At 62.1% G+C, this 21,361-nt stretch carries 18 protein-coding genes; 12 read left to right on the forward strand and 6 right to left on the reverse strand.

Translation table 11 applies throughout. The features are described from left to right. Positions 1-16: 16 nt before the first annotated feature. Positions 17-484 (reverse strand): DUF4863 family protein, encoded by a 468-nt coding sequence (locus tag AC07WT_RS05885; RefSeq protein ID WP_494946380.1) that lies wholly within the window; start codon positions 482-484, stop codon positions 17-19. A gap of 184 nt (positions 485-668) precedes the next feature. Here AC07WT_RS05885 and AC07WT_RS05890 point away from each other — a divergent pair, with 184 nt between their 5' ends. From AC07WT_RS05890 to boxA, 4 genes are all read left to right on the forward strand, one after another. Then, positions 669-1,661: a helix-turn-helix transcriptional regulator gene (locus tag AC07WT_RS05890; RefSeq protein ID WP_494946381.1), complete on the forward strand. Its 993-nt coding sequence runs from the start codon at positions 669-671 to the stop codon at positions 1,659-1,661. Positions 1,662-1,778: 117 nt separating this feature from the next. Next, entirely contained in the window at positions 1,779-3,449 is a 1,671-nt protein-coding gene (boxC, locus tag AC07WT_RS05895) for a 2,3-epoxybenzoyl-CoA dihydrolase (protein WP_494946382.1), read from the forward strand. Positions 3,450-3,590: 141 nt separating this feature from the next. After that, positions 3,591-5,018, forward strand: coding sequence for a benzoyl-CoA 2,3-epoxidase subunit BoxB (gene boxB / locus AC07WT_RS05900; RefSeq protein WP_494946383.1), 1,428 nt, complete (start codon positions 3,591-3,593; stop codon positions 5,016-5,018). 56 nt (positions 5,019-5,074) lie between these two features. Then, positions 5,075-6,307, forward strand: a complete 1,233-nt coding sequence (gene boxA, locus AC07WT_RS05905; RefSeq protein ID WP_494946384.1) for a benzoyl-CoA 2,3-epoxidase subunit BoxA — start codon at positions 5,075-5,077, stop codon at positions 6,305-6,307. 55 nt (positions 6,308-6,362) lie between these two features. Here boxA and AC07WT_RS05910 read toward each other — a convergent pair whose 3' ends face one another. From AC07WT_RS05910 to AC07WT_RS05920, 3 genes are all read right to left on the reverse strand, one after another. Beyond that, a complete protein-coding gene (locus AC07WT_RS05910) occupies positions 6,363-6,758 on the reverse strand; it encodes a type II toxin-antitoxin system VapC family toxin (protein ID WP_494946385.1) in 396 nt (131 codons plus the stop codon). Continuing rightward, positions 6,755-6,991 (reverse strand): type II toxin-antitoxin system Phd/YefM family antitoxin, encoded by a 237-nt coding sequence (locus AC07WT_RS05915; RefSeq protein WP_494946386.1) that lies wholly within the window; start codon positions 6,989-6,991, stop codon positions 6,755-6,757. The genes AC07WT_RS05910 and AC07WT_RS05915 overlap by 4 nt, the downstream gene beginning before the upstream one ends. Before the next feature lie 64 nt (positions 6,992-7,055). Further along, positions 7,056-7,814, reverse strand: coding sequence for a TetR/AcrR family transcriptional regulator (locus AC07WT_RS05920; RefSeq protein ID WP_494946387.1), 759 nt, complete (start codon positions 7,812-7,814; stop codon positions 7,056-7,058). Positions 7,815-8,116: 302 nt separating this feature from the next. On the opposite strand from AC07WT_RS05920, the gene AC07WT_RS05925 reads away from it, so the two are divergent. The 8 genes from AC07WT_RS05925 to AC07WT_RS05960 all read left to right on the forward strand — a co-directional run bounded on the left by AC07WT_RS05925 (position 8,117) and on the right by AC07WT_RS05960 (position 18,269). Continuing rightward, positions 8,117-9,451, forward strand: coding sequence for a Zn-dependent hydrolase (locus AC07WT_RS05925; protein WP_494946388.1), 1,335 nt, complete (start codon positions 8,117-8,119; stop codon positions 9,449-9,451). A 124-nt stretch (positions 9,452-9,575) separates the two neighbouring features. Further along, entirely contained in the window at positions 9,576-10,925 is a 1,350-nt protein-coding gene (locus tag AC07WT_RS05930; protein WP_494946389.1) for an NAD(P)-dependent oxidoreductase, read from the forward strand. A 105-nt stretch (positions 10,926-11,030) separates the two neighbouring features. Further along, a complete protein-coding gene (gene preA / locus AC07WT_RS05935; protein ID WP_494946390.1) occupies positions 11,031-12,380 on the forward strand; it encodes an NAD-dependent dihydropyrimidine dehydrogenase subunit PreA in 1,350 nt (449 codons plus the stop codon). A gap of 124 nt (positions 12,381-12,504) precedes the next feature. Further along, positions 12,505-14,016: an NCS1 family nucleobase:cation symporter-1 gene (locus tag AC07WT_RS05940; protein ID WP_494946391.1), complete on the forward strand. Its 1,512-nt coding sequence runs from the start codon at positions 12,505-12,507 to the stop codon at positions 14,014-14,016. Between the two features lie 206 nt (positions 14,017-14,222). Beyond that, the gene (gene hydA, locus AC07WT_RS05945) at positions 14,223-15,674 is read left to right on the forward strand and encodes a dihydropyrimidinase (RefSeq protein WP_494946392.1); all 1,452 of its coding nucleotides are present in this window, start codon (positions 14,223-14,225) and stop codon (positions 15,672-15,674) included. Positions 15,675-16,019: 345 nt separating this feature from the next. Continuing rightward, positions 16,020-16,802 (forward strand): amino acid ABC transporter substrate-binding protein, encoded by a 783-nt coding sequence (locus AC07WT_RS05950; protein WP_494946393.1) that lies wholly within the window; start codon positions 16,020-16,022, stop codon positions 16,800-16,802. A 22-nt stretch (positions 16,803-16,824) separates the two neighbouring features. Further along, positions 16,825-17,502: an amino acid ABC transporter permease gene (locus tag AC07WT_RS05955; RefSeq protein WP_492592016.1), complete on the forward strand. Its 678-nt coding sequence runs from the start codon at positions 16,825-16,827 to the stop codon at positions 17,500-17,502. After that, positions 17,502-18,269 (forward strand): amino acid ABC transporter ATP-binding protein, encoded by a 768-nt coding sequence (locus tag AC07WT_RS05960; RefSeq protein WP_494946394.1) that lies wholly within the window; start codon positions 17,502-17,504, stop codon positions 18,267-18,269. The genes AC07WT_RS05955 and AC07WT_RS05960 overlap by 1 nt, the downstream gene beginning before the upstream one ends. 49 nt (positions 18,270-18,318) lie before the next feature. Here AC07WT_RS05960 and leuA read toward each other — a convergent pair whose 3' ends face one another. Together leuA and AC07WT_RS05970 are read right to left on the reverse strand one after the other, a co-directional pair. Beyond that, positions 18,319-20,037, reverse strand: coding sequence for a 2-isopropylmalate synthase (leuA, locus tag AC07WT_RS05965; protein ID WP_494946395.1), 1,719 nt, complete (start codon positions 20,035-20,037; stop codon positions 18,319-18,321). Positions 20,038-20,299: 262 nt separating this feature from the next. Then, complete coding sequence (locus AC07WT_RS05970; protein WP_494946396.1) at positions 20,300-21,169, reverse strand: class I SAM-dependent methyltransferase; 870 nt, start codon at positions 21,167-21,169, stop codon at positions 20,300-20,302. Positions 21,170-21,361: the final 192 nt, after the last annotated feature.

Raw genomic sequence — 21,361 nt, forward strand, 5'->3', positions numbered from 1 at the left:
GCAGATCTCGCGGTAGTCAGGCAGAAGTGAATTCGATCGCGCCTTGCGGCAGCAGATACAGCACCAGCGCCTGACCGTTCGCGACGGTCGGACGATGCGCGCTGCCGGGGCCGTACACGCACCAGCCCGCCGGATGGCCGTCGAAGGTGGCGCCTTCGGTGAGCGGCATGATCAGATCGATCTCGCCGTGCGGATGAACGTGATGCGGACCAGCAATATCCTTCATGTCGACCACGTCGACGGAAAAGCCGTGGGTGTCTGGCAGCGCCTTGAAGATACGGCCATAGCGGATGCCGCCGCCTTCGCGATTGCACAGCCAGCCTTCAGCGATGCCTGTGCGGCAGGCCTCCGCAAGTTCGTGGAAGGTTGCGCCGTCGGCCGGATAGGTGTCGTTCAGCCATGTGGCCAGTGCACTGTCGAGCGGCCGGCCGGCGAGTTGCTCTGTCACGCCCGCAATCAGGCGTTGGAAATCATGTGGGGACATGCGAGCCTCCAGATATGCGCGCTCACGCACCTTAGTTCATGCGTGTTCGAGCGCCGTCTCCGTTGCGCCGCCGAAAAATCTCGACGGCGTTTGTTATTGGATCAATATTTGGCGAAAATTAACCGTTCACCCAGTGCGTGTCAAGCACTATAGTACATATATCGTGGTCGAGAGGTAGATAAACATGAATCAAAATTACACTTCCGCGCCGCTGGACGAACCCGCCGGTGAAGACGCGAGCCGCGCAGGTCGGGCCGAAAGCGGGGCCGAGCGCGGCGGCGAGCGCGAGGAGCGCGATCCGTTTCTGACTGCGATGGGCGAACGCGTGCGCCTGCTGCGCGCGCGCCGCGGCATGACCCGCAAGACGCTGGCGACTGAGACCGGCTTGTCGGAGCGCCATCTGGCGAATCTGGAGTCGGGCGTGGGCAATGCGTCGGTGCTGGTGCTGCGGCAGATTGCGGCGACGCTGAACTGCCCGCTGGCCGAGGTGATCGGCGATGAGACCACCGCTTCCGCCGAGTGGCTGCTGATCCGCGAACTGCTGCAAGGACGCGATCAGGCCGCGTTGCGGCGTGCCCGCGTGGCGCTGGCCGAGATGTTCGCGCAAGCGCCGCGCGACCCGCATCGCAAGGACCGGATTGCGTTGATCGGCCTGCGCGGCGCGGGTAAATCCACCTTCGGCAGAATGCTGGCGCAGGAGCGCAAAGTGCCGTTCGTCGAGCTGACGCGCGTGATCGAGCAACTCGCGGGCTGTCCGCCGTCGGAGATTCATTCGCTCTATGGCGCAAGCGCTTATCGGCGCTATGAGCACCGCGCGCTCGAGGCGGTGATTCAGGAGCACGAGCGCGCTGTGATCGCGTCGCCCGGCGGCCTGGTGTCGGAATCGGGCACCTTCAACGCGCTGCTCTCGCACTGCTTCACGGTGTGGTTGCAAGCCACGCCGGAAGAGCATATGCGCCGGGTGGTCGCGCAAGGCGATCTGCGGCCGATGTCGGGTAACAAGGAGGCGATGGACGACCTGAAGCGCATCCTGGCCGGGCGCAGCGAGCTATATGGCCGCGCCGACATGAGCTTCGACACCAGCGAGAAAACCCTCGCCGACGCCTACCTGCAATTGCGCGACCGGCTTGCGGCAAGGCTCGCGGCCGAAACGCCGGACGACGCACGGGTAAGCTGAAGTGCAGCCGCGCGCCAGGGTTTACTAGCAAACATGCACTAAAGTGCTTTACATGGGTATGACGATGCACTATTGTTCAAAAAACAAGTTTTGCTTCGTCCAGTCAGGAGACGCCCCATGTCCACAGCAGAAACCGCTATCGCGCCGGTCGATTACCGCACCGATCCCTCGCAGTACAAGCACTGGAAGCTGACTTTCAACGGTCCCGTCGCGACGCTCGGCATCGATATCGCCGAGGACGGCGGGATTCGCGACGGCTACAAGCTGAAGTTGAATTCGTATGACCTCGGCGTCGATATCGAACTGCATGACGCGATACAGCGCATCCGTTTCGAGCATCCCGAAGTCAGGACGGTCGTGCTGACGAGCCTGAAGGACCGCGTGTTCTGCTCGGGCGCCAACATCTTCATGCTGGGTCTGTCGACCCACGCGTGGAAGGTCAACTTCTGCAAGTTCACCAACGAGACGCGCAACGGTCTGGAAGACTCGTCGCGTCATTCTGGCCTGAAGTTTCTCGCTGCCGTGAACGGTGCGTGCGCCGGCGGTGGTTATGAACTCGCCCTGGCTTGCGACGAAATCTATCTGGTCGATGACCGCTCGTCGTCGGTGTCGTTGCCGGAAGTGCCGCTGCTTGGCGTGCTGCCTGGTACGGGCGGCCTGACGCGCGTGACCGACAAGCGCCGCGTACGCCACGACCGTGCCGACATTTTCTGCACGGTGGTCGAAGGGATTCGCGGCGAACGCGCGAAAGAATGGCGTCTGGTGGACGAAGTCGTGAAGCCGAACCAGTTCGATCAGGCGATCCAGGCCCGCGCACTCGAACTTGCCGCGCAAAGCGATCGCCCGTCCGACGAGCGGGGCGTGACGCTGACGCGGGTCGAGCGCACCGATCGCGACGACGGCCTCACCTACAAAACGCTCGACGTCACGATCGATCGTTCCAGGCGCATCGCTACGTTTACCGCCAAAGCGCCGCAAGCGGAACAACCTGCTGACATCGACGCAATCGTCGCTGCAGGCGCGAACTGGTGGCCGCTGCAATTCGCCCGCGAACTGGACGACGCGATTCTGTCGATGCGCACCAACGAGCTCGAGGTCGGCACGTGGGTCTTCAAGACAGAAGGCGATGCGCGCAACGTGCTCGCCGCGGACGCCGTGCTGATGCAACACAAGAACCACTGGTTCGTGCGCGAGACGATCGGCCTGCTGCGCCGCACGCTGGCGCGCATCGACGTGTCGTCGCGCTCGCTGTTCGCGCTGATCGAGCCGGGTTCGTGCTTTGCGGGTACGTTCGCGGAACTCGCCTTCGCCGCCGACCGCACTTATATGGCCGCGCTGCCGGGCAATGAAGACGAAGAGCCGGTGATCAAGCTTTCGGAAGTCAATTTCGGCCTCTATCCGATGGTGACGCAACAATCGCGTCTCGCGCGCCGCTTCTATGAAGAAGCCGGCCCACTCGACGCCGTGCGCTCGAAGATCGGTCAGGCGATCAAACCGGTCGAAGCCGAACGTCTGGGGCTCGTGACCGCATCGCCCGACGATATCGATTGGGCCGACGAAATCCGTATCGCGCTCGAAGAGCGCGCGGCGATGTCGCCGGATGCGTTGACCGGTCTCGAAGCGAATCTGCGCTTCAACGGGCCGGAAACGATGGAGACGCGCATCTTCGGCCGTCTCACCGCCTGGCAGAACTGGATCTTCAACCGGCCGAACGCGGTGGGCGAGAAGGGCGCGCTCAAGGTGTACGGCAAGGGCAGCAAGGCGCAATTCGACGTCTCGCGCGTTTGATACGCGATTGATAGGCGATCGAAGCACGTTTGGACCTGATCGCCGCGACGCAACGCCAACTGCCTGACACGCGCCTCTCACCCTTAAGCACTGCTGTTTCCCGTCCGGGAACCGACCACGGAAGCGACCAAGGAACCGACCATGTCAACGATCAACTACAGCGAAAAGATTCCGAACAACGTCAATCTCGCCGACGACCGTGCGCTGCAACGCGCGCTCGAACAATGGCAGCCGAATTTTCTGTCGTGGTGGGGCGATATGGGCCCGGAAGGCTCGCATGGCTATGACGTGTATCTGCGCACGGCAGTGAGCGTCGATGCGGGCGGCTGGGCGCATTTCGACCATGTGAAGATGCCGGACTATCGCTGGGGCATTTTCCTCACGCCCGGCGAGCAGGACCGCAAGATTCATTTCGGCGAGCACAAGGGCGAGGCCGCGTGGCAGGACGTGCCCGGCGAGCATCGCGCGAATCTGCGCCGCATTATCGTCACGCAAGGCGATACGGAACCGGCCTCGGTCGAGCAGCAGCGGCACCTCGGCCTGACCGCGCCTTCGATGTATGACCTGCGCAACCTGTTCCAGGTGAACGTGGAAGAAGGGCGCCATCTGTGGGCGATGGTGTATCTGCTGCATCGCTACTTCGGCCGCGACGGCCGTGAGGAAGCCGAGGCATTGCTCGGCCGCCGTTCGGGCGACGAAGACAATCCGCGCATTCTCGGCGCATTCAACGAGAAAACGCCGGACTGGCTCGCGTTCTACATGTTCACGTACTTCACCGATCGCGACGGCAAGTTCCAGTTGTCGGCGCTTGCCGAGTCGGGTTTCGATCCGCTCGCGCGCACCACGAAGTTCATGCTGACCGAAGAAGCGCATCATATGTTCGTCGGCGAATCGGGCGTGTCGCGCGTGATCCAGCGCACCGCGCAGGTGATGAACGAACTGGGCACGGACGACGTCAGCAAGATTCGCGCGGCAGGTGTGATCGATCTGCCGACCATCCAGCGCTATCTGAACTTCCATTACTCGGTGACGATCGACCTGTTCGGCGCCGATCATTCGTCCAATGCCGCCACGTTCTACAGCTCGGGTCTGAAGGGCCGCTACGAAGAAGGCAAGCGCGACGACGATCATCGACTGAACGGCCAGAGCTACAAGTTGCTCGACGTGCAGGACGGCAAACTCGTCGAGCGCGAAGTGCCGATGCTCAACGCCATGAACGAAGTGCTGCGCGACGATTACATCAAGGACTCGGTGGCGGGCGTCGGGCGCTGGAACAAGGTGCTGGAAAAAGCCGGCATCGATTTCCGCATGACCGTACCGCATAAAGCATTCAACCGGCAGATCGGCACGTTTGCGGGCACTCGTGTATCGCCGGACGGCCGCGTCATCAGCGAGACGGAATGGGCCGCCAACGAAGCGAAGTGGCTCGCGACCCCGGAAGACCGCGCGTTTGTCGCCTCGCTGATGGGCCGCGTCACAGAGCCCGGCAAGTTCGCGAACTGGATCGCACCGCCAGCGATGGGGGTGAATCGTCAGCCGATCGATTTCGAATACGTGCGCTTTAACTGAGCACGATGCCCGGACGTGCAGCGTCGTATTCGCACGAATTTAAGGTGGAGGAAGTCATGAACGGTCCAGTATCGATCGAGGTTCTCAGGCAGCATCTGATCGATCCGGAAATCTGCATTCGCTGCAATACGTGCGAAGAGACTTGCCCGGTCGACGCGATCACGCACGACGAGAACAACTATGTGGTCAAGGCGGATATCTGCAATGGCTGCATGGCGTGCGTGCCGCCGTGTCCGACCGGCGCGATCGACAACTGGCGCACTGTGTTGAAGGCCGATGCGTATCCCATCGAGGAGCAGTTCACGTGGGACGTGTTGCCCGACCAGAACACGATGGCGGTGCCCGCCGCGGATGAGACCGGCGCATCCGGCGACACGGCTGCGCAGGCGAGCGGCATCGAAGTCGATACCGTGCGCGGTTCGGTCGTGCCGCCGTGGTCCGCCGCGAAGCCGTATGTGAATCTCTACACGCATAAGGATCCGACCACGGCAACGGTGGTCGGCAACTACCGGCTCACCGACAGTTCGACCGATAGCGACATTCATCACATCGTGCTCGATTTCGGCTCGATGCCGTTTCCGGTGCTGGAGGGTCAATCGATCGGCATTCTGCCGCCGGGTTCGACCGCCGACGGCCGCGTGCATCATGCGAGGCAATATTCGATTGCGAGCCCCCGCGACGGCGAGCGTCCCGGCTACAACAACGTCTCGCTGACCGTGAAGCGCGTGAGCCAGGAGCATGGCGACGCCATCGACGGTGTGTGCTCGAACTATCTGTGCGAGCTGAAGAAGGGCGACGTGGTCAAGGTGATCGGGCCGTTCGGCGGCACCTTTCTGATGCCGAATCATCCGAACTCGCATCTGCTGATGATTTGCACGGGCACCGGTTCAGCGCCGATGCGCGCGATGACCGAGTATCGCCGGCGGCGGCGTCTGAAAGGCGCAACCGGCAAGCTGATGCTGTTTTTCGGCGCGCGCACGAAAGAGGAACTGCCGTACTTTGGCCCGTTGACGAATCTGCCGAAAGACTTCATCGATACCACTCTGGCGTTTTCGCGCACAGTGGGGCAGCCCAAGCGTTATGTGCAGGACGCGATGCGCGAACGCGCGGCCGACGTCGCGCACATGCTCAAGGACGACAACACGCATATCTACGTGTGCGGGTTGAAGGGCATGGAAGACGGCGTGCTGCAGGCGCTCAAGGAAATCGGCGAGCAGTACCAGATGGATTGGGAAGCGCTGTGGGTGAAGCTGAAGCGGGAAGGGCGGTTGCATCTGGAGACGTATTGACTGGTTGTTCGTCTCGCCGGGAACGGGCCTGCACGGATGCGGGCCCGGCATTGCTTTACCAGACGGTTTTAACGTGCGAGTAAGCGCGAATTTTTTCGTCCTTTGTTACCAGCGGGACCGCAAACTTGCGAGCAGTCGCGACGATCATCCGGTCGGCAGGATCCTTATGAAATTCGCCGGGAAGATCGACTGATTTTATTGCGATTTCCACATCGACCGGTACGAAACGTACTGCCTCGATGGCCGAAACCGTGGCGAGCCAACTGCTGACATCCATTGAGAGTACGAGTTTTTCCCGTTCCACCAACATGGCGATTTCCCACGCGGAAATCGCCGAGACGATGATTTCGCCGCCGGCCATTTCGTGTGCAATGGCAGCCTTAGCTTTCTTGCTCAACGTCGGATCGCCGGTGACCCACCAGACCAGTGTATGTGTGTCCAGAACGATCACTGCGCCGCCTCCCAGTCATCCTCTCCGACTGGGGTGGTGGGATTGTCGTAGCGCACGACTGAACCGCGCAGCACATCGAGCGGGCTGCGCTCCACGCCGCGATAGGGCCGCACTTCAAGCGCGGGTTTGCCGTGGTCGGTGACGATGACGCTTTCACCGGATGACTCGACCTGCCTGAAGAATTCGAGGGCTTTCGCTTTGAATTCGGACTTCGATACCAGATTGCCTTGCATGATTTTTCCTATAGTCATTTGCCTATAGGCATAATTATAGCCTTATATGACTATAGTAAAGAGGTCATTTCTTTGATGGCATATCTGTTTGCGCCGGCGACACCGCCCCGCACGCCCGAATCACCAGCTGCACGACTTCCTCCGTCGTCGCCTCGAACGCCTTCTGCGACAGCGCGCGCTTTCCTTTGAGCGCGCGAATCTGCGCGTCGAAGTCGGCGTAATGCTGGGTGGTCGCCCAGATCATGTACATCAGCGTTTGCGCGTCCACGGGCGCGAGCAGGCCGCGCGCGATCCAGCTGTCGATCACCGTCACGCGGCTGTCGAGCCACGGCTTCACGCGCCCGGTGAGGATGTCCTGCATATGCTCCGCGCCGTGAATGATCTCGCTTGCCCACACCTTCGAGCCGAGCGGCCGGCGGCGCGACAATTCCATTTTCGCGCGCACGTACCCGCCGATCGCTTCGACGGGGTCGTCGCTGCATTCGAACGTATCGGCGGCGCGATACCAGTCTTCGAACAGATCTTCGAGCACGCGCCGATACAGCGCGAGCTTGGTCGGGAAGTAGTAATGCAGGTTGGCTTTCGGTAAGCCTGCACGTTCGGCGATCATCGCGGTGCTGGTGCCGTCGAGTCCCCGCTCCGCGAAAACCGCTTCGGCGCAGGCCAGAAGATGCGCTTCATTCGACTCGCGAATGTGCGCCTTGCGCCGCCGCAAAGGTGCGCGGGTTGCTTCGTTTATTTCGTCGCTTTCGGTGATGTCGGCCGCCACGTCGTCGTCTCTCATGTTCGCCTTGAGCGGCATGTGCGCCGCGTCGCGCTTCATTCTAGTCGCTTGGACGCTGATGGGCACAAGCATTCGCGGCGCGCGATAAGCGCATGCTGCAACGCAATGGCACGCTTCTCGCTATGTTTCCTACCGTACGAAAAGCATTGATTTGGCGGGTTTAATCGTCTACAACCTGTCCAACTGGACAGGATTGAGAGAGCGGGCGATGCCCCAGGGTTTGCCCTCTGTATAAGAGGCGATCGAAGGCATCGAGTGTGCACCGCCGCCGTGCGGCCACGCCCCAAAACCCGCCGCCGATGCACCAGTTTCATGTCGGTTCACCGAAAGGAGCGAGACGAATGAACGCGGGATCCGAAGCGCAGAAGCACGCCCCGAAGGAAGTCCTCTTGGGGGGCGCACCGAAGGAAGTCCCCTTGGGGGACGCTGAACCCGCTACGTCGATCGAGGTCGACGGCAAGCGGTTGTGGGACAGCCTGATGACGATGGCGAAAATCGGCGCGACGCCGAAAGGCGGTGTCTGCCGCCTTGCACTCACCGATCTCGACAAGCAGGGGCGCGATCTGATCGTCAGTTGGGCGAAGGATGCGGGTTGCACGGTCTCGGTCGATCAGATGGGCAATGTGTTCATGCGCCGCGCCGGGCGCAACCCCGATGCATTGCCGGTGATGACCGGTTCGCACGCGGATTCCCAGCCGACCGGCGGCCGCTTCGACGGCATTTACGGTGTGCTGGGCGGGCTCGAAGTGATCCGCAGCCTGAACGATCACGGCATCGAGACCGAGCATCCGGTCGAGGTGGTGATCTGGACTAACGAGGAAGGCTCGCGCTTCGCGCCGGCGATGGTTGCTTCAGGCGTATTCGCCGGCGTCTTCACGCTGGACTACGGCCTTTCGCGCAAGGACGTGGACGGCAAGACGATCGGTGAGGAACTCGAACGCATCGGCTATGCGGGCGATCTGCCGTGCGGGGGGCGTCCGCTGCATGCGGCGTTCGAATTGCACATCGAACAAGGGCCGATTCTCGAAGCGGAGCAGAAGACCATTGGCGTCGTGACCGATGCGCAAGGTCAGCGCTGGTACGAAATCACGCTGACGGGGCAGGAAGCGCATGCGGGTCCGACGCCGATGCCGCGCCGTCGCGACGCGTTGCTAGGCGCCGCGCGCGTGGTCGATCTGGTCAACCGCATCGGCCTCGACAACGCGCCGTTCGGTTGCGCGACGGTCGGCATGATGCAGGTCTATCCGAACTCGCGCAACGTGATACCAGGCCGTGTGTTTTTCACCGTCGATTTCCGTCATCCGGACGATGCGGTGCTCGCGAAGATGGATGCCGCGTTGCGCGAAGGCGTGGCAAAGATTGCGGGCGGCAGCGGCCTGGAAACCGAACTCGAGCAGATCTTTTACTACGCACCGGTCGCTTTCGACAAAGCCTGCGTGAAGTCCGTGCGCGCCGCGGCCGAACGTTTCGGCTATCCGCATCGCAACATGGTTTCCGGTGCGGGACACGACGCCTGTTATCTGTCGCAAGTCGCGCCGACTTCGATGGTGTTCGTGCCTTGCATCGACGGAATCAGTCACAACGAGATCGAGGACGCCACCTTCGAATGGATCGAGGCGGGCGCCAACGTGTTGCTGCATGCGATGCTGGAGCGCGCGTGCGAGCCGGTTTCATAACGCTTCAGTGGTAGCTGTCGACTCACCAGCCTCACCGTATTGCCCATAAATCACGCCGTCCCGGCTCAGCGTCTCTCGCAGCCGGCAGGTACGGCTACGTCCTCACATCGACGAAGGAACGTGTATGGCCATCAAGCAAACCGGCGACATTGCCGCTCAGCGTCTGTCGCCCGATCAGCTCTCGTGCGAGTTCGCCGACATCGCGCCGTTGCTCGACGCGAGCGCCGCGGCCGCGGCCGCGAGCCGTTGTCACTACTGTTACGACGCGCCCTGCGTGCAGGCGTGTCCGACGCAAATCGACATTCCAGGCTTCATTCGCAAGATCAGCAACGGCAATCTGAAAGGCGCGGCCGTCGACATTCTGTCGGCCAATCCAATGGGCGGCATGTGCGCGCGCGTTTGCCCGACCGAAATTCTTTGCGAAGGCGCTTGCGTGCGCAACCATCAGGACGCGAAGCCAGTGGCGATCGGCGCGCTGCAACGTCATGCGACCGATTGGGCGATGGCGCGCGGCGAGGTGCTGTTCAAGCGCGCGGCCGAAACGGGCCGGCATGTCGCCGTGGTCGGCGCGGGGCCGGCGGGACTCGCTTGTGCGCAGCGCCTCGCGCTGGCAGGCCACTCCGTGACCGTGTTTGACGCTCACGAAAAGGCGGGTGGTCTCAACGAATACGGCATCGCCGCTTATAAAACCGTGGATGATTTTGCGCAGCGCGAAGTGGAATGGCTGTGCTCGGTCGGTGGCATCGAAATCAAAAACGGCGTGGCGCTAGGACGTGACGTGAGCCTCGACACGCTGCGCCACGAACATGACGCGGTGTTTCTCGCGATCGGCCTCAGCGGCGTGCGCGCGTTGGCAATGGAAGGCGAGGACCTGAGCGGCGTGATGAACGCAGTGGATTTCATCGAACAGGTGCGCACCGCAAGGGATTTCGGCACGGTGCCGGTGGGCCGGCGCGTCGTCGTGATCGGCGGCGGCAATACGGCCGTGGATGCGGCGGTGCAGAGCCACAAGCTTGGTGCGACGTCGGTGGCGATGGTGTATAGGCGCGGCGTCGAGTCGATGAGCGCGACGTGGGCCGAGCGTGAATTCGCGCAGACCAACGGCGTCACGCTCATTACGCATGCGAAACCGACGCGTTTGCTGGGCGTTGGCGGAGTGGTAACGGGCGTCGAATTCGAACGCACGTCGGGCGAGGGCAATCAGGAACGCTTCGTGATTGAAGCCGACATGGTGCTCAAGGCGATCGGCCAGACGCTGGTGCCGGTCGGCATCGAGCGCGAGCTTTTGACATTGGATGGCAACCGCATCGCGGTCGATGCAAACGGGCAAACCTCGTTGCCGGATGTGTGGGCAGGCGGCGATTGCGCGGCCACCGGCGCCGTCGATCTCACGGTGCAAGCGGTGCAGGACGGCAAGGTCGCCGCGGCCGCGATCGACGCTTTGTTCGCCCGCACGGCCGTCAAAGCCGCTTAGTTGGCGCTTGGTTGACACTTAGTTGGCACTTGGTTGGCTCAATAAGGGGCCAACAAGCTCACCGCCGCACCCAGACAAAAAACAGCTGTCCCCAAGGAGCCGAACATGGCCGATCTGCGCTGTACGATTGCCGGCATTACGTCGCCGAATCCTTTCTGGCTCGCTTCCGCGCCGCCGACCGACAAAGCCTATAACGTGAACCGCGCGTTCGAAGCGGGCTGGGGCGGCGTGGTGTGGAAGACGCTGGGTCTCGACCCGCATGTGGTGAACGTCAGCTCGCGCTACGGCGCGGTGCAATGGAACGGTCAGCGCATCGCCGGGCTGAACAATATCGAGCTGATCACCGACCGTCCGCTCGACATCAACCTGCGCGAAATCACGCAAGTCAAACGCGACTGGCCGGACCGAGCGCTGATCGTCTCGCTGATGGTGCCGTGCAACGAGCGCGACTGGAAATGGATCTTGCCGCTCGTCGAGGACACCGGCGCGGATGCGGTCGAGCTGAATTTCGGCTGTCCGCACGGCATGAGCGAACGCGGCATGGGCGCGGCGGTCGGGCAGGTGCCCGAGTATGTCGAGATGGTCACGCGCTGGGTCAAGGAAGGCACGAAGCTGCCCTGCCTGGTGAAGCTCACGCCGAATATCAGCGACATTCGCCTCGGTTCGCGTGCGGCCTATAAAGGCGGCGCGGACGGCGTGTCGCTGATCAACACGATCAACTCGATCGTCGCCGTCGACCTCGACGCGATGTCGCCCTTGCCGATGGTCGACGGCAAAGGCACGCACGGCGGCTATTGCGGCCCGGCGGTGAAGCCGATCGCGCTGAACATGGTCGCCGAAATCGCGCGCGACGTGGAAACGCCGAATCTGCCGATTTCCGGCATCGGCGGTATTTCGAACTGGCGCGATGCCGCTGAATTCATGGTGCTCGGCGCGGGTAGCGTACAGGTCTGCACGGCGGCGATGCACTACGGTTTCCGGATCGTTGCCGATCTCGCCGACGGCCTGTCGAACTGGATGGACGAAAAAGGCTACGCGACGCTCGACGATATTCGCGGCCGCGCGGTGCCGAACGTCACCGACTGGAAGTACCTGAACCTCAAATACGACATCAAGGCGCGCATCGATCAGGACAAGTGCATCCAGTGCGGCCTGTGCCACATCGCCTGCGAAGACACTGCGCACCAGGCGATCATGAAAGAAAAAGATGGCGTCCGGCATTTTGAAGTGATGGACTCCGAATGTGTCGGCTGCAATCTGTGCATGCACGTGTGCCCCGTCGAAGAATGCATCACGATGGAGCGCGTGGACAACGGCGAGTATGCGAACTGGACCACGCATCCGAACAATCCGTCGCGCGTGACTGCCGGCGAGAGCGGAACGTCAGAAATCGCGGAAACGGCGGACGCTGCCGTGCAAGCACAGGCTGATGCGGCAGCGGCGAAAGCAGCCTGAAACATGAACATGAAGTCCCTATAAAAACGATCGATGCGTTTGTACTGAACCCTTGTTTTCCCCAAACGGCCTGACGCGCCACCAGAAGATGCGCGGGCCTCAACGATCCAGTGGAGATCTTTCGATGAAGCAGACAGCGCAACCCGCTGAACCGCACTTTGCGGCCGGCGCGCAGGGCAGCAGTCTTTATAACGACGACCTCGCGCCGACCGGCGTCGCGCAGCGCACATGGAAGTGGTATCACTTCGCCGCGCTCTGGGTGGGGATGGTGATGAACATCGCGTCGTACATGCTCGCCGCCGGTTTGACGGAAGAGGGCATGTCGCCGTGGCAGGCAGTGCTGACCGTATTGCTCGGCAATCTGATCGTGCTGGTGCCGATGCTGCTGATCGGCCATGCGGGCGCGAAGCACGGCATTCCGTATGCGGTGCTGGTGCGCTCGTCGTTCGGCACGCAAGGCGCCAAACTGCCGGCCATGCTGCGGGCGATCGTCGCGTGCGGCTGGTATGGCATTCAGACGTGGCTCGGCGGCAGCGCGATCTATACGCTGCTGAACATTCTCACCGGCAACGCGCTGCACGGCGCGGCGCTGCCGGTTCTAGACATCTCGCTCGCGCAACTGGTGTGCTTTCTCGCCTTCTGGGCGTTGCAGATCTACTTCATCGTGCACGGCACCGATTCGATCCGCTGGCTCGAAAGCTGGTCCGCGCCGATCAAGATCGTGATGTGTATTGCGCTGGTTTGGTGGGCGACCTCGAAAGCGGGCGGCCTTGGCACGATGCTGTCGGCGCCGTCGCAGTTCGTCGCCGGCGGCAAAAAGGAAGGGCTCTTCTGGGCGACGTTCTGGCCGGGGCTCACGGCGATGGTCGGCTTCTGGGCCACGCTTGCACTGAATATTCCGGACTTCACGCGCTTTGCCCGATCGCAGCGTGACCAGGTCGTCGGCCAGTCGATCGGCTTGCCGGTGCCGATGGCGCTGCTCTCGGTGATTTCGGTGGTGGTGACGTCGGCGACCGTCGTGATCTACGGCAAGGCGATCTGGGACCCGATCGATCTGACGAGCCGCATGACCGGCATCGGCGTCGGCCTCGCGCTGCTCATCCTGACGCTCGATACGATGTCCTGCAATCTCGCGGCAAACCTGGTCGGCCCTGCCTACGATTTCTCCAGCCTGTGGCCGAAGGGCATTTCGTATCGCACGGGCGGCATGATAACCGCCACGATCGCCATCGTGATGATGCCGTGGAAGATTCTCGCCACCACGCAAGGCTATATCTTCACGTGGCTGGTCGGCTACTCGGCGTTGCTCGGGCCGGTGGCGGGCATTCTGATGGTCGATTACTTCCTGATTCGCGGCACCCGGCTCGATGCGCGCGAACTGTTCGACGAAAACGGCGAGTACAGCTACACGGGCGGCTGGAATATCGGCGCGGTGGTCGCGTTGCTGGTCGGCGTTCTGCCGAATTTGCCGGGTTTCCTGCATACCGCATTTCCGGCAGCGTTTCCGAATGTGCCGGCGTTCTTCAATACGCTCTATACGTATGCGTGGTTTGTCGGACTCGCGTTGGCTTCGATCGTATATAGCGCGTGGATGAAGTTCAGCAAGGGACCGAGTGCGCGAGTGGCGAGCGCGTGAACCGGCTTTGAAGCAGGCTTGTGAAGCAGGCCCACGAAGCAGGCCCACGAAACAGGCCCACGAAACAGGCCCACGAAACAGGCCCATGAAGCAGGCCCATGAAGCAGGCCCATGAAGCAGGCCCATGAAGCAGGCCCATGAAGCAGACTCATGAAGCAGATGAAATACGTAACACTGAAACCAGCAGTTGATAAGGAGGCGGCAACATGACGACCCTGATTCGCGGCGGCACAGTCATCGACGCGGAGCGCACCTATCGTGCGGACGTGTTGTGTGCGGACCCGCAAGACGGCGGCACGATCCTGCAAATCGGCGTGGACCTGGAGGCGCCGGCGGGCGCCACGATCGTCGATGCGGGCGGGCAGTACGTGATGCCCGGCGGCATCGATCCGCACACGCATATGGAATTGCCGTTCATGGGCACCACGGCCAGCGACGATTTCTATACCGGCACGGCGGCGGGCTTATCCGGCGGCACGACCAGCATCATCGATTTCGTGATTCCGAGCCCGAAGCAACCGTTGATGGACGCCTTCAGGGAATGGCGCGGCTGGGCTGAAAAAGCCTCGGCGGATTACGGCTTTCATGTGGCGGTAACGTGGTGGGACGACTCGGTCTATCGCGACATGGGCACGCTGGTGCACGAACACGGCGTGTCGAGCTTCAAGCACTTCATGGCCTACAAGAACGCGATCATGGCCGACGACGAAGTGCTGGTGAACAGCTTCTCGCGTTCGCTCGAGCTCGGCGCGCTGCCCACCGTTCATGCGGAAAACGGCGAACTGGTGTTCCAGTTGCAGCGTCAGTTGCTGGCGAAAGGCTTCAAAGGTCCGGAGGCGCATCCGTTGTCCCGGCCGCCCGAAGTGGAAGGCGAGGCGGCCAATCGCGCGATCCGTATCGCGCAAGTGCTTGGCGTGCCCGTGTATATCGTCCACGTATCGGCCAAAGACGCGGTCGATGCCATCGCGCGAGCCCGCAGCGAAGGCCTGCGCGTATTCGGCGAAGTGCTGCCGGGCCACCTGGTGATCGACGAAGCGGTGTATCGCGATCCCGACTGGACCCGGGCGGCGGCGCACGTAATGAGCCCGCCGTTCCGTTCCGCCGAGCATCGCGAGGCATTGTGGCGCGGCCTGCAAGCGGGACAGCTGCATACCACGGCGACCGACCACTGCGTGTTCTGCGCGTCGCAGAAAGCAATGGGCCGCGAGGACTTCACGAAGATCCCGAACGGTTGTGGCGGCGTCGAAGACCGGATGGCGGTGCTCTGGCATCACGGCGTGAACTCGGGGCGTCTCACGCCGAACGAATTCGTGCGTATCACCTCGACCAACGCCGCGCAGATCTTCAATCTGTATCCGCGTAAAGGCGCGGTACAGGTCGGCGCGGATGCCGATCTGGTGGTGTGGGATCCGGCGGCGAGCAAAACCATTTCGGTGAACACGCATCACCAGAAGGTCGACTTCAATGTGTTCGAAGGGATGACGGTGCAGGGCGTGGCGATGCATACGCTGACGCGCGGCGCGCTGGCGTGGACCGATGGAGAGTTGCGGGCGGTGCGCGGCGCTGGGCGTTATCTGAAGCGACCGCCGAATCCGGCTTACTTCGATGCGATCCGGGTGGCCAACAAGCTCAAGGAGCCGCATCCGGTGGAACGGTAAGCGGTTTGCAATCAGGCGGGCGGCCTCTCGCGCCGCCCGGTTTTCAACGCCGCGCGTTCGCCGCGGCGGCACACCTCTCGCGTTTTCCCCGATGGCGCCCGGCACGTGTCCGTGTTGCGATGCATGCCGCACCTGTCTCATCTGCTGTAGAGTCGATTTCCGCGCCGCATCGGATGCCTTGGCTGTCCGCTTAGCACCCAAGCGCATATTGATCGGAAACCTGATCCTTTGTAAAAACACGAACCGTTTGCTACAGTCCGCCCACTCCGCCGGGCTCGATGGCCGGCTGAAAGTGCCGTACACAAGACCAGGCAACTGACATAGCAAACATTACGGAGCCACCAGATGAAGTCGATTCGTTCCATTCTGCTGATTGCGCTGCTGCAAGCGGTGAGCGTGAGCTCTGCATTCGCCGCCGACGAACTCGCGCAGATCAAATCCGCCGGCGTGTTCAAGATCGGCACCGAAGGCACCTATGCGCCGTTCACGTATCACGATGAATCCGGCAAGCTGACCGGCTTCGACGTGGAGATCGGCACGGCGATCGCGCAGCGTCTCGGCGTCAAGCCGGAGTTCGTCGAAGGCAAGTGGGACGGCCTGATCGCCGGCCTCGACGTGAACCGCTACGACGCGGTGATCAACGAAGTCGCGGTGACCGACGCGCGCAAGGCCAAGTACGATTTCTCGGACCCGTACATCACGTCGCACGCGGCGCTGATCGTGCGCTCGGACAACAATACGATAAAGACCTTCGACGACCTGAAGGGCAAGAAGTCGGCCAATACGCTGACCAGCAACTTCGGCAAGATCGCGGCGGCGCACGGTGCGGACGTGGTCCCCGTGCAGGGCTTTAACGAATCGATCGATCTGCTGACCTCGGGCCGGGTGGAGGCGACCGTCAACGATTCGCTGTCGTTCCTCGACTTCAAGAAGCACAAGCCGGACGCGAAGGTGAAGATCGCCGCGCTCGATACGTCCTCCGACAGCAGCGACAAGTCCGCCGTGCTCATTCGCAAGGGCAATCCGGAGTTGCAGGCGGCGATCAACAAGGCGCTCGCCGACATCAGGAAAGACGGCACCTACGGGAAGATCTCGCAGAAGTACTTCGGCAAAGACGTTTCCCAATAAGCGTCACGTGCGAGTCTGAATCATGCCGGCCTGGTTGCATCTGATGGCGCAGTCGCTGTGGCCCCTGCTGTACGCGGGGCTCGTGTTCACCGTGCCGCTCACGCTGGCATCGTTCGCGATCGGGCTTGCGCTCGCGTTCATCATCGCGCTGGTCCGGCTGTTCGGACCGCCGTCGGCGGTGGCGATCGTGCGCTTCTACGTATGGCTGTTTCGCGGCTCACCGCTGCTGGTACAGCTGTTCGTGATCTTCTACGGACTGCCCAACGTAGGCATCGTGCTCGATCCGCTGACGGCGGCGATCATCGGTTTTTCGCTGAACGTCGGCGCGTACAACTCCGAAGTGATTCGCGGCGTGATCGAATCGATTCCGAAAGGGCAGTGGGAGGCGGCGTATTCGATGGGGATGACGCGTGCGCAGGCGCTGCGCCGCGCAATCCTGCCGCAAGCGGCGCGGGTTGCGCTGCCGCCGTTGTCGAATTCGTTCATTGCGCTGGTGAAGGACACCTCGTTAGCCGCCGTGCTGACCGTGCCCGAAGTCTTCCAGGCCGCGCAGCGGATTGCGTCGGTGACCTATGAGCCGCTGATTCTCTATACCGAGGCGGCACTGGTTTATCTGGTGTTCAGTTCGGTGTTGTCGTCGGCGCAAGTCAGGCTCGAGCGCAAGTTCGGCCGTCACGCACTTTTCCAGGCAGGCAACTGATGATCCGGCTGGAGAAAATCGACAAGTATTTCAGCGGCCACCGGGTGCTCAATTCGGTGGATTTGCATCTGGCGCAGGGCAACGTCACCGCGTTGATCGGCCCATCGGGCAGTGGCAAGAGCACGCTGCTGCGCTGCGTGAATCTGCTGGAAATTCCCGAGGCCGGCACGCTCGAGCTCGGCGATCAGCGGCTCGAATTCAGCCGCGAGTACAAGCCATCGCGCGAGGCGGTGCTGACGATCCGCCGCCGTACCGGCATGGTGTTTCAGAACTTCCAGCTGTTTCCGCACCTGACCGTGCGGCAGAACGTGATGGAAGGCCTGTTGACCGTGCTGAAGTGGGACAAGGAAAAAGCCCATGCACGGGCGGACGAATTGCTGGAGAAGGTCGGCATCGCGCACAAAGCGGACGTGTGGCCCGCGACGCTGTCTGGCGGACAGCAGCAACGCGTGGCGATTGCGCGAGCGTTGGCGCCGTCGCCGGAAGTGCTGTTGTGCGACGAGCCGACCTCCGCTTTGGACCCCGGCCTCGCCGCGGAAGTGGTGGAGGTACTCAAGCAACTCGCCAGGGAAGGCATGACGATGCTGATGGCGACACACGACCTGCGGCTCGCCGCGACGATTGCGCGCGACGTGGTGTTCCTGAATAACGGCGTCGTGGTGGAGGCGGGAGCGTCGCGCGATGTCTTCATGCGTCCGCGTGAAGAGGAAACGGCGCGCTTCGTTTCGACGCTCACGCACAGCTTGCCGGACGAGTGGACCCGATAGGGTAAAGGGGGGCGTCGAAACGCCCCCCATCAGAACAAAGACCGCTGGATCAAACCGCTTCCTGAGCAACTTCCCCATTCAAAGCCACTTCAAAAAACCGCTCCCGCGCAGCAGCATCACACCGTGTGTACGCACGATTGACTCCGCTAATAACCGCCCGAATAGAAGCGGTCACCAGATTTGCATCGACCCCAACCCCAAACGCGCTACCCGCGACATCGGCACCAGCCATCTCAGCGACGGCGATAGCCCGAGCATCGGCACCCTGACCCAAAGCCCGCTCTTCATAGTGCTGAATTCGCACAGGCACACCCATCGCATGCATCAACGCATCGAGAGGACCGTTCCCTTCACCGCTCAAGACGCGCCGCGAGCCATCGATCTCGACCGAGAGCTTGATATGTTCACGATCGCCGCGCTCGGACAGACTATGCCCGACATACCGCACGGGCGAATCGTTCCGAACATACTCCTGCTGGAACAGCTCCCAAATCTGTGAGGGCGTGACTTCCTGCCCACTGTCGTCGGTATAGCGTTGCACGGCGGAGCTGAAATCGACCTGCAGGCGCCGCGGCAACACGACCCCGTAACCCTGCTCGAGCAGGTACGCGATGCCGCCCTTGCCGGACTGGCTATTTACGCGAATGACCGAATCGTAGGTTCGCCCAAGATCGCTGGGATCGATCGGCAGATAAGGCACTTCCCAGATCGTATCGGGTTGTTGGGCAGTAAAGCCCTTCTTGATGGCGTCCTGATGCGAGCCGGAGAACGCGGTGAACACCAGATCGCCGACATACGGATGACGCGGATGCACCGGCAACTGCGTGCATTCCTCGGCGGTGCGCGCGACTTCGTTGATGTTCGAAAAGTCGAGACCGGGATCGATACCCTGCGTGTACAGATTCAATGCGAGCGTCACGAGGTCCACGTTGCCGGTCCGCTCGCCGTTGCCGAACAGGCATCCTTCGATACGATCGGCGCCGGCCATCACCGCGAGCTCGGCGGCGGCCACCGCGGTACCGCGGTCGTTATGCGGATGGACGGACACGATCAGCGAATCCCGTCGCGCGAGATTGCGGTGCATCCATTCGATCTGATCCGCGTAGACATTCGGCGTCGACATTTCCACGGTCGCGGGCAAGTTGACGATCGCTTTGTGCTCAGGCGTCGGCTGCCAGATATCGAATACCGCATCGCATACTTCCTTCGCGAATTCGAGCTCGGTGCCGCTGAACACTTCCGGGCTGTATTGGAACGTGAAGTGCGTTTCAGGCGTGGCATCGGCGAGACGCTTCATGGTGCGCGCGGCATCTTGCGCAAGCGTCTTCACGCCGCTCATTTCCAGGCCGAAGACGATGCGCCGGAACTCAGGCGCAGTCGCGTTGTACAGGTGAACGATGGCGCGCGGCACGCCACGCAGCGATTCGAAAGTGCGTTCGATCAGATCGTCGCGCGCCTGCGTTAAGACTTCGATGGTGACGTCGTCGGGAATATGGCCGCCTTCAATCAGTTCGCGCACGAAATTGAAGTCGGTCTGCGAGGCCGACGGAAACGCAACTTCGATTTCTTTGAAACCGATCTGCACCAGTGTCTTGAACATGCGCATTTTGCGCTCTGCGTTCATCGGCTCGAACAGGGACTGGTTGCCGTCGCGCAGGTCGGTGCTCATCCAGATTGGCGGGCGCGTGATGGTGCGCGACGGCCACTGGCGGTCCGTCAAATTGACGGGTTTGAACGATCGATATTTGAGAGCAGGGTTTTTCAACATTTTCGTCATCCTGGGTTTCGACAAGCTGGTAGTCGACCGGACGACGAAAAGACAAAAGCATAGCCGCCGGTCTGGAACCGGGGCTGGGTCAGTTACTGGGGAATTGAGCGGTGCTTCGGGTGTTTCAGATGGAAGCGCGCAGCAGCAGACCTAGCCCGGTAGAGCGGGCTAGTAGTAGCGATAGGAGGGTCTGGGCGCGGTACATAGTGCGCAATAGGACCACATTATTGGGATCGCGTCAAGCGCCGAGCCAGATCGCCCGTTACTTCGGTTTCACGAACCGCAAGGTCATGCGATCCGATTCGCCGATCGCCGCGTATTTCGCCCGATCGACGTCGCTGCCCTCGTACGTGGGCGGCAGCGACCACACGCCGTCCGGGTAATTTTTGGTGTCGCGCGGATTGCTGTTTACTTCGCTCTTGCCGAGCAATTCGAAGCCCGCCGCGCGCGCATGTTCGATCACGTAGGTTTCGGTCACGTAGCCGGTGTCGATGGTCTGCTGCAACGAGGTGCCTGGCGCCGCGCGATGCTCTTCGACGCCGAGGATGCCGCCCGGCTTCAGCGCCGCGTAGAAGGCGCGCAGATTCGCGTCGATCTGGCCGTCCTTGATCCAGTTGTGGATATTGCGGAATGTCAGCACCTGATCGACGCTGCCATCCGCCGGAAACCCGCTGAACTGGCCCGCGCGCAGCGTGCCGACCACCACGTTGCCGTAGACGGCGGGCGTGGCCGCCAGCTTGCGCGCGAACGCCGCCCGTCCCGCCTGTTCTTCCTGCGCCGCCGACGCGAGCGGGCTGTCGTATTGCGCTTCGTATAGCTTGCCGTGGTCGCGCAGATAGGGCGCGAGGATGTCCGTGTACCAGCCGCCGCCCGGCGCGATTTCGAGCACGCTCTGCGACGGCGCGACCCCGAAGAATTGCAGCGTTTCCTTCGGATGACGGTACACGTCGCGTGCGCGGGCGGCGTCGCTGCGCTGCGGCCCGGCAATGGCTGCGTCGAGCGAAACAGGATCGGGCGCGGCTGAAGACGTCGATGCTGTCGGTGCGGCGCATGCTGCCAGCAGCAGCGCGGCGCTTAATGCCGTGAGCGTGCGACGCCGCATGCGGGTTTGGGGAGCGGAGTGGGCGTTCATGATCCTCATTATCGGACGCGTTCGGGCCGGAAAGAAATCGGGAATCGCTATAACGATATGCTTCAGATGCCGAACACGATCCGCAGCGTATCGTTCTGCGCGATCACCGAGACGCCGATCACCAGCAGGATCAGAGGCAGGAGCGCGGTGCCGGTCGGTGCCGGTCGGCGAGCCCGTACGCTACAATTGCCG

Source organism: Paraburkholderia sp. GW821-FHT02A12, from assembly GCF_059422005.1.

What these genes read in the sequence shown, in the direction of transcription:
- AC07WT_RS05950 (WP_494946393.1), top strand. Translation starts at nt 16,020, where the DNA reads ATGAAGTCGATTCGTTCCATTCTGCTGATTGCGCTGCTGCAAGCGGTG.
- AC07WT_RS05940 (WP_494946391.1), top strand. Translation starts at nt 12,505, where the DNA reads ATGAAGCAGACAGCGCAACCCGCTGAACCGCACTTTGCGGCCGGCGCG.
- hydA (WP_494946392.1), top strand. Translation starts at nt 14,223, where the DNA reads ATGACGACCCTGATTCGCGGCGGCACAGTCATCGACGCGGAGCGCACC.
- AC07WT_RS05930 (WP_494946389.1), top strand. Translation starts at nt 9,576, where the DNA reads ATGGCCATCAAGCAAACCGGCGACATTGCCGCTCAGCGTCTGTCGCCC.
- AC07WT_RS05960 (WP_494946394.1), top strand. Translation starts at nt 17,502, where the DNA reads ATGATCCGGCTGGAGAAAATCGACAAGTATTTCAGCGGCCACCGGGTG.
- boxB (WP_494946383.1), top strand. Translation starts at nt 3,591, where the DNA reads ATGTCAACGATCAACTACAGCGAAAAGATTCCGAACAACGTCAATCTC.
- boxA (WP_494946384.1), top strand. Translation starts at nt 5,075, where the DNA reads ATGAACGGTCCAGTATCGATCGAGGTTCTCAGGCAGCATCTGATCGAT.
- leuA (WP_494946395.1), bottom strand. Translation starts at nt 20,037, where the DNA reads ATGTTGAAAAACCCTGCTCTCAAATATCGATCGTTCAAACCCGTCAAT.
- AC07WT_RS05915 (WP_494946386.1), bottom strand. Translation starts at nt 6,991, where the DNA reads ATGCAAGGCAATCTGGTATCGAAGTCCGAATTCAAAGCGAAAGCCCTC.
- AC07WT_RS05970 (WP_494946396.1), bottom strand. Translation starts at nt 21,169, where the DNA reads ATGAACGCCCACTCCGCTCCCCAAACCCGCATGCGGCGTCGCACGCTC.
- AC07WT_RS05885 (WP_494946380.1), bottom strand. Translation starts at nt 484, where the DNA reads ATGTCCCCACATGATTTCCAACGCCTGATTGCGGGCGTGACAGAGCAA.
- preA (WP_494946390.1), top strand. Translation starts at nt 11,031, where the DNA reads ATGGCCGATCTGCGCTGTACGATTGCCGGCATTACGTCGCCGAATCCT.
- AC07WT_RS05890 (WP_494946381.1), top strand. Translation starts at nt 669, where the DNA reads ATGAATCAAAATTACACTTCCGCGCCGCTGGACGAACCCGCCGGTGAA.
- AC07WT_RS05955 (WP_492592016.1), top strand. Translation starts at nt 16,825, where the DNA reads ATGCCGGCCTGGTTGCATCTGATGGCGCAGTCGCTGTGGCCCCTGCTG.
- AC07WT_RS05920 (WP_494946387.1), bottom strand. Translation starts at nt 7,814, where the DNA reads ATGAAGCGCGACGCGGCGCACATGCCGCTCAAGGCGAACATGAGAGAC.
- AC07WT_RS05925 (WP_494946388.1), top strand. Translation starts at nt 8,117, where the DNA reads ATGAACGCGGGATCCGAAGCGCAGAAGCACGCCCCGAAGGAAGTCCTC.
- boxC (WP_494946382.1), top strand. Translation starts at nt 1,779, where the DNA reads ATGTCCACAGCAGAAACCGCTATCGCGCCGGTCGATTACCGCACCGAT.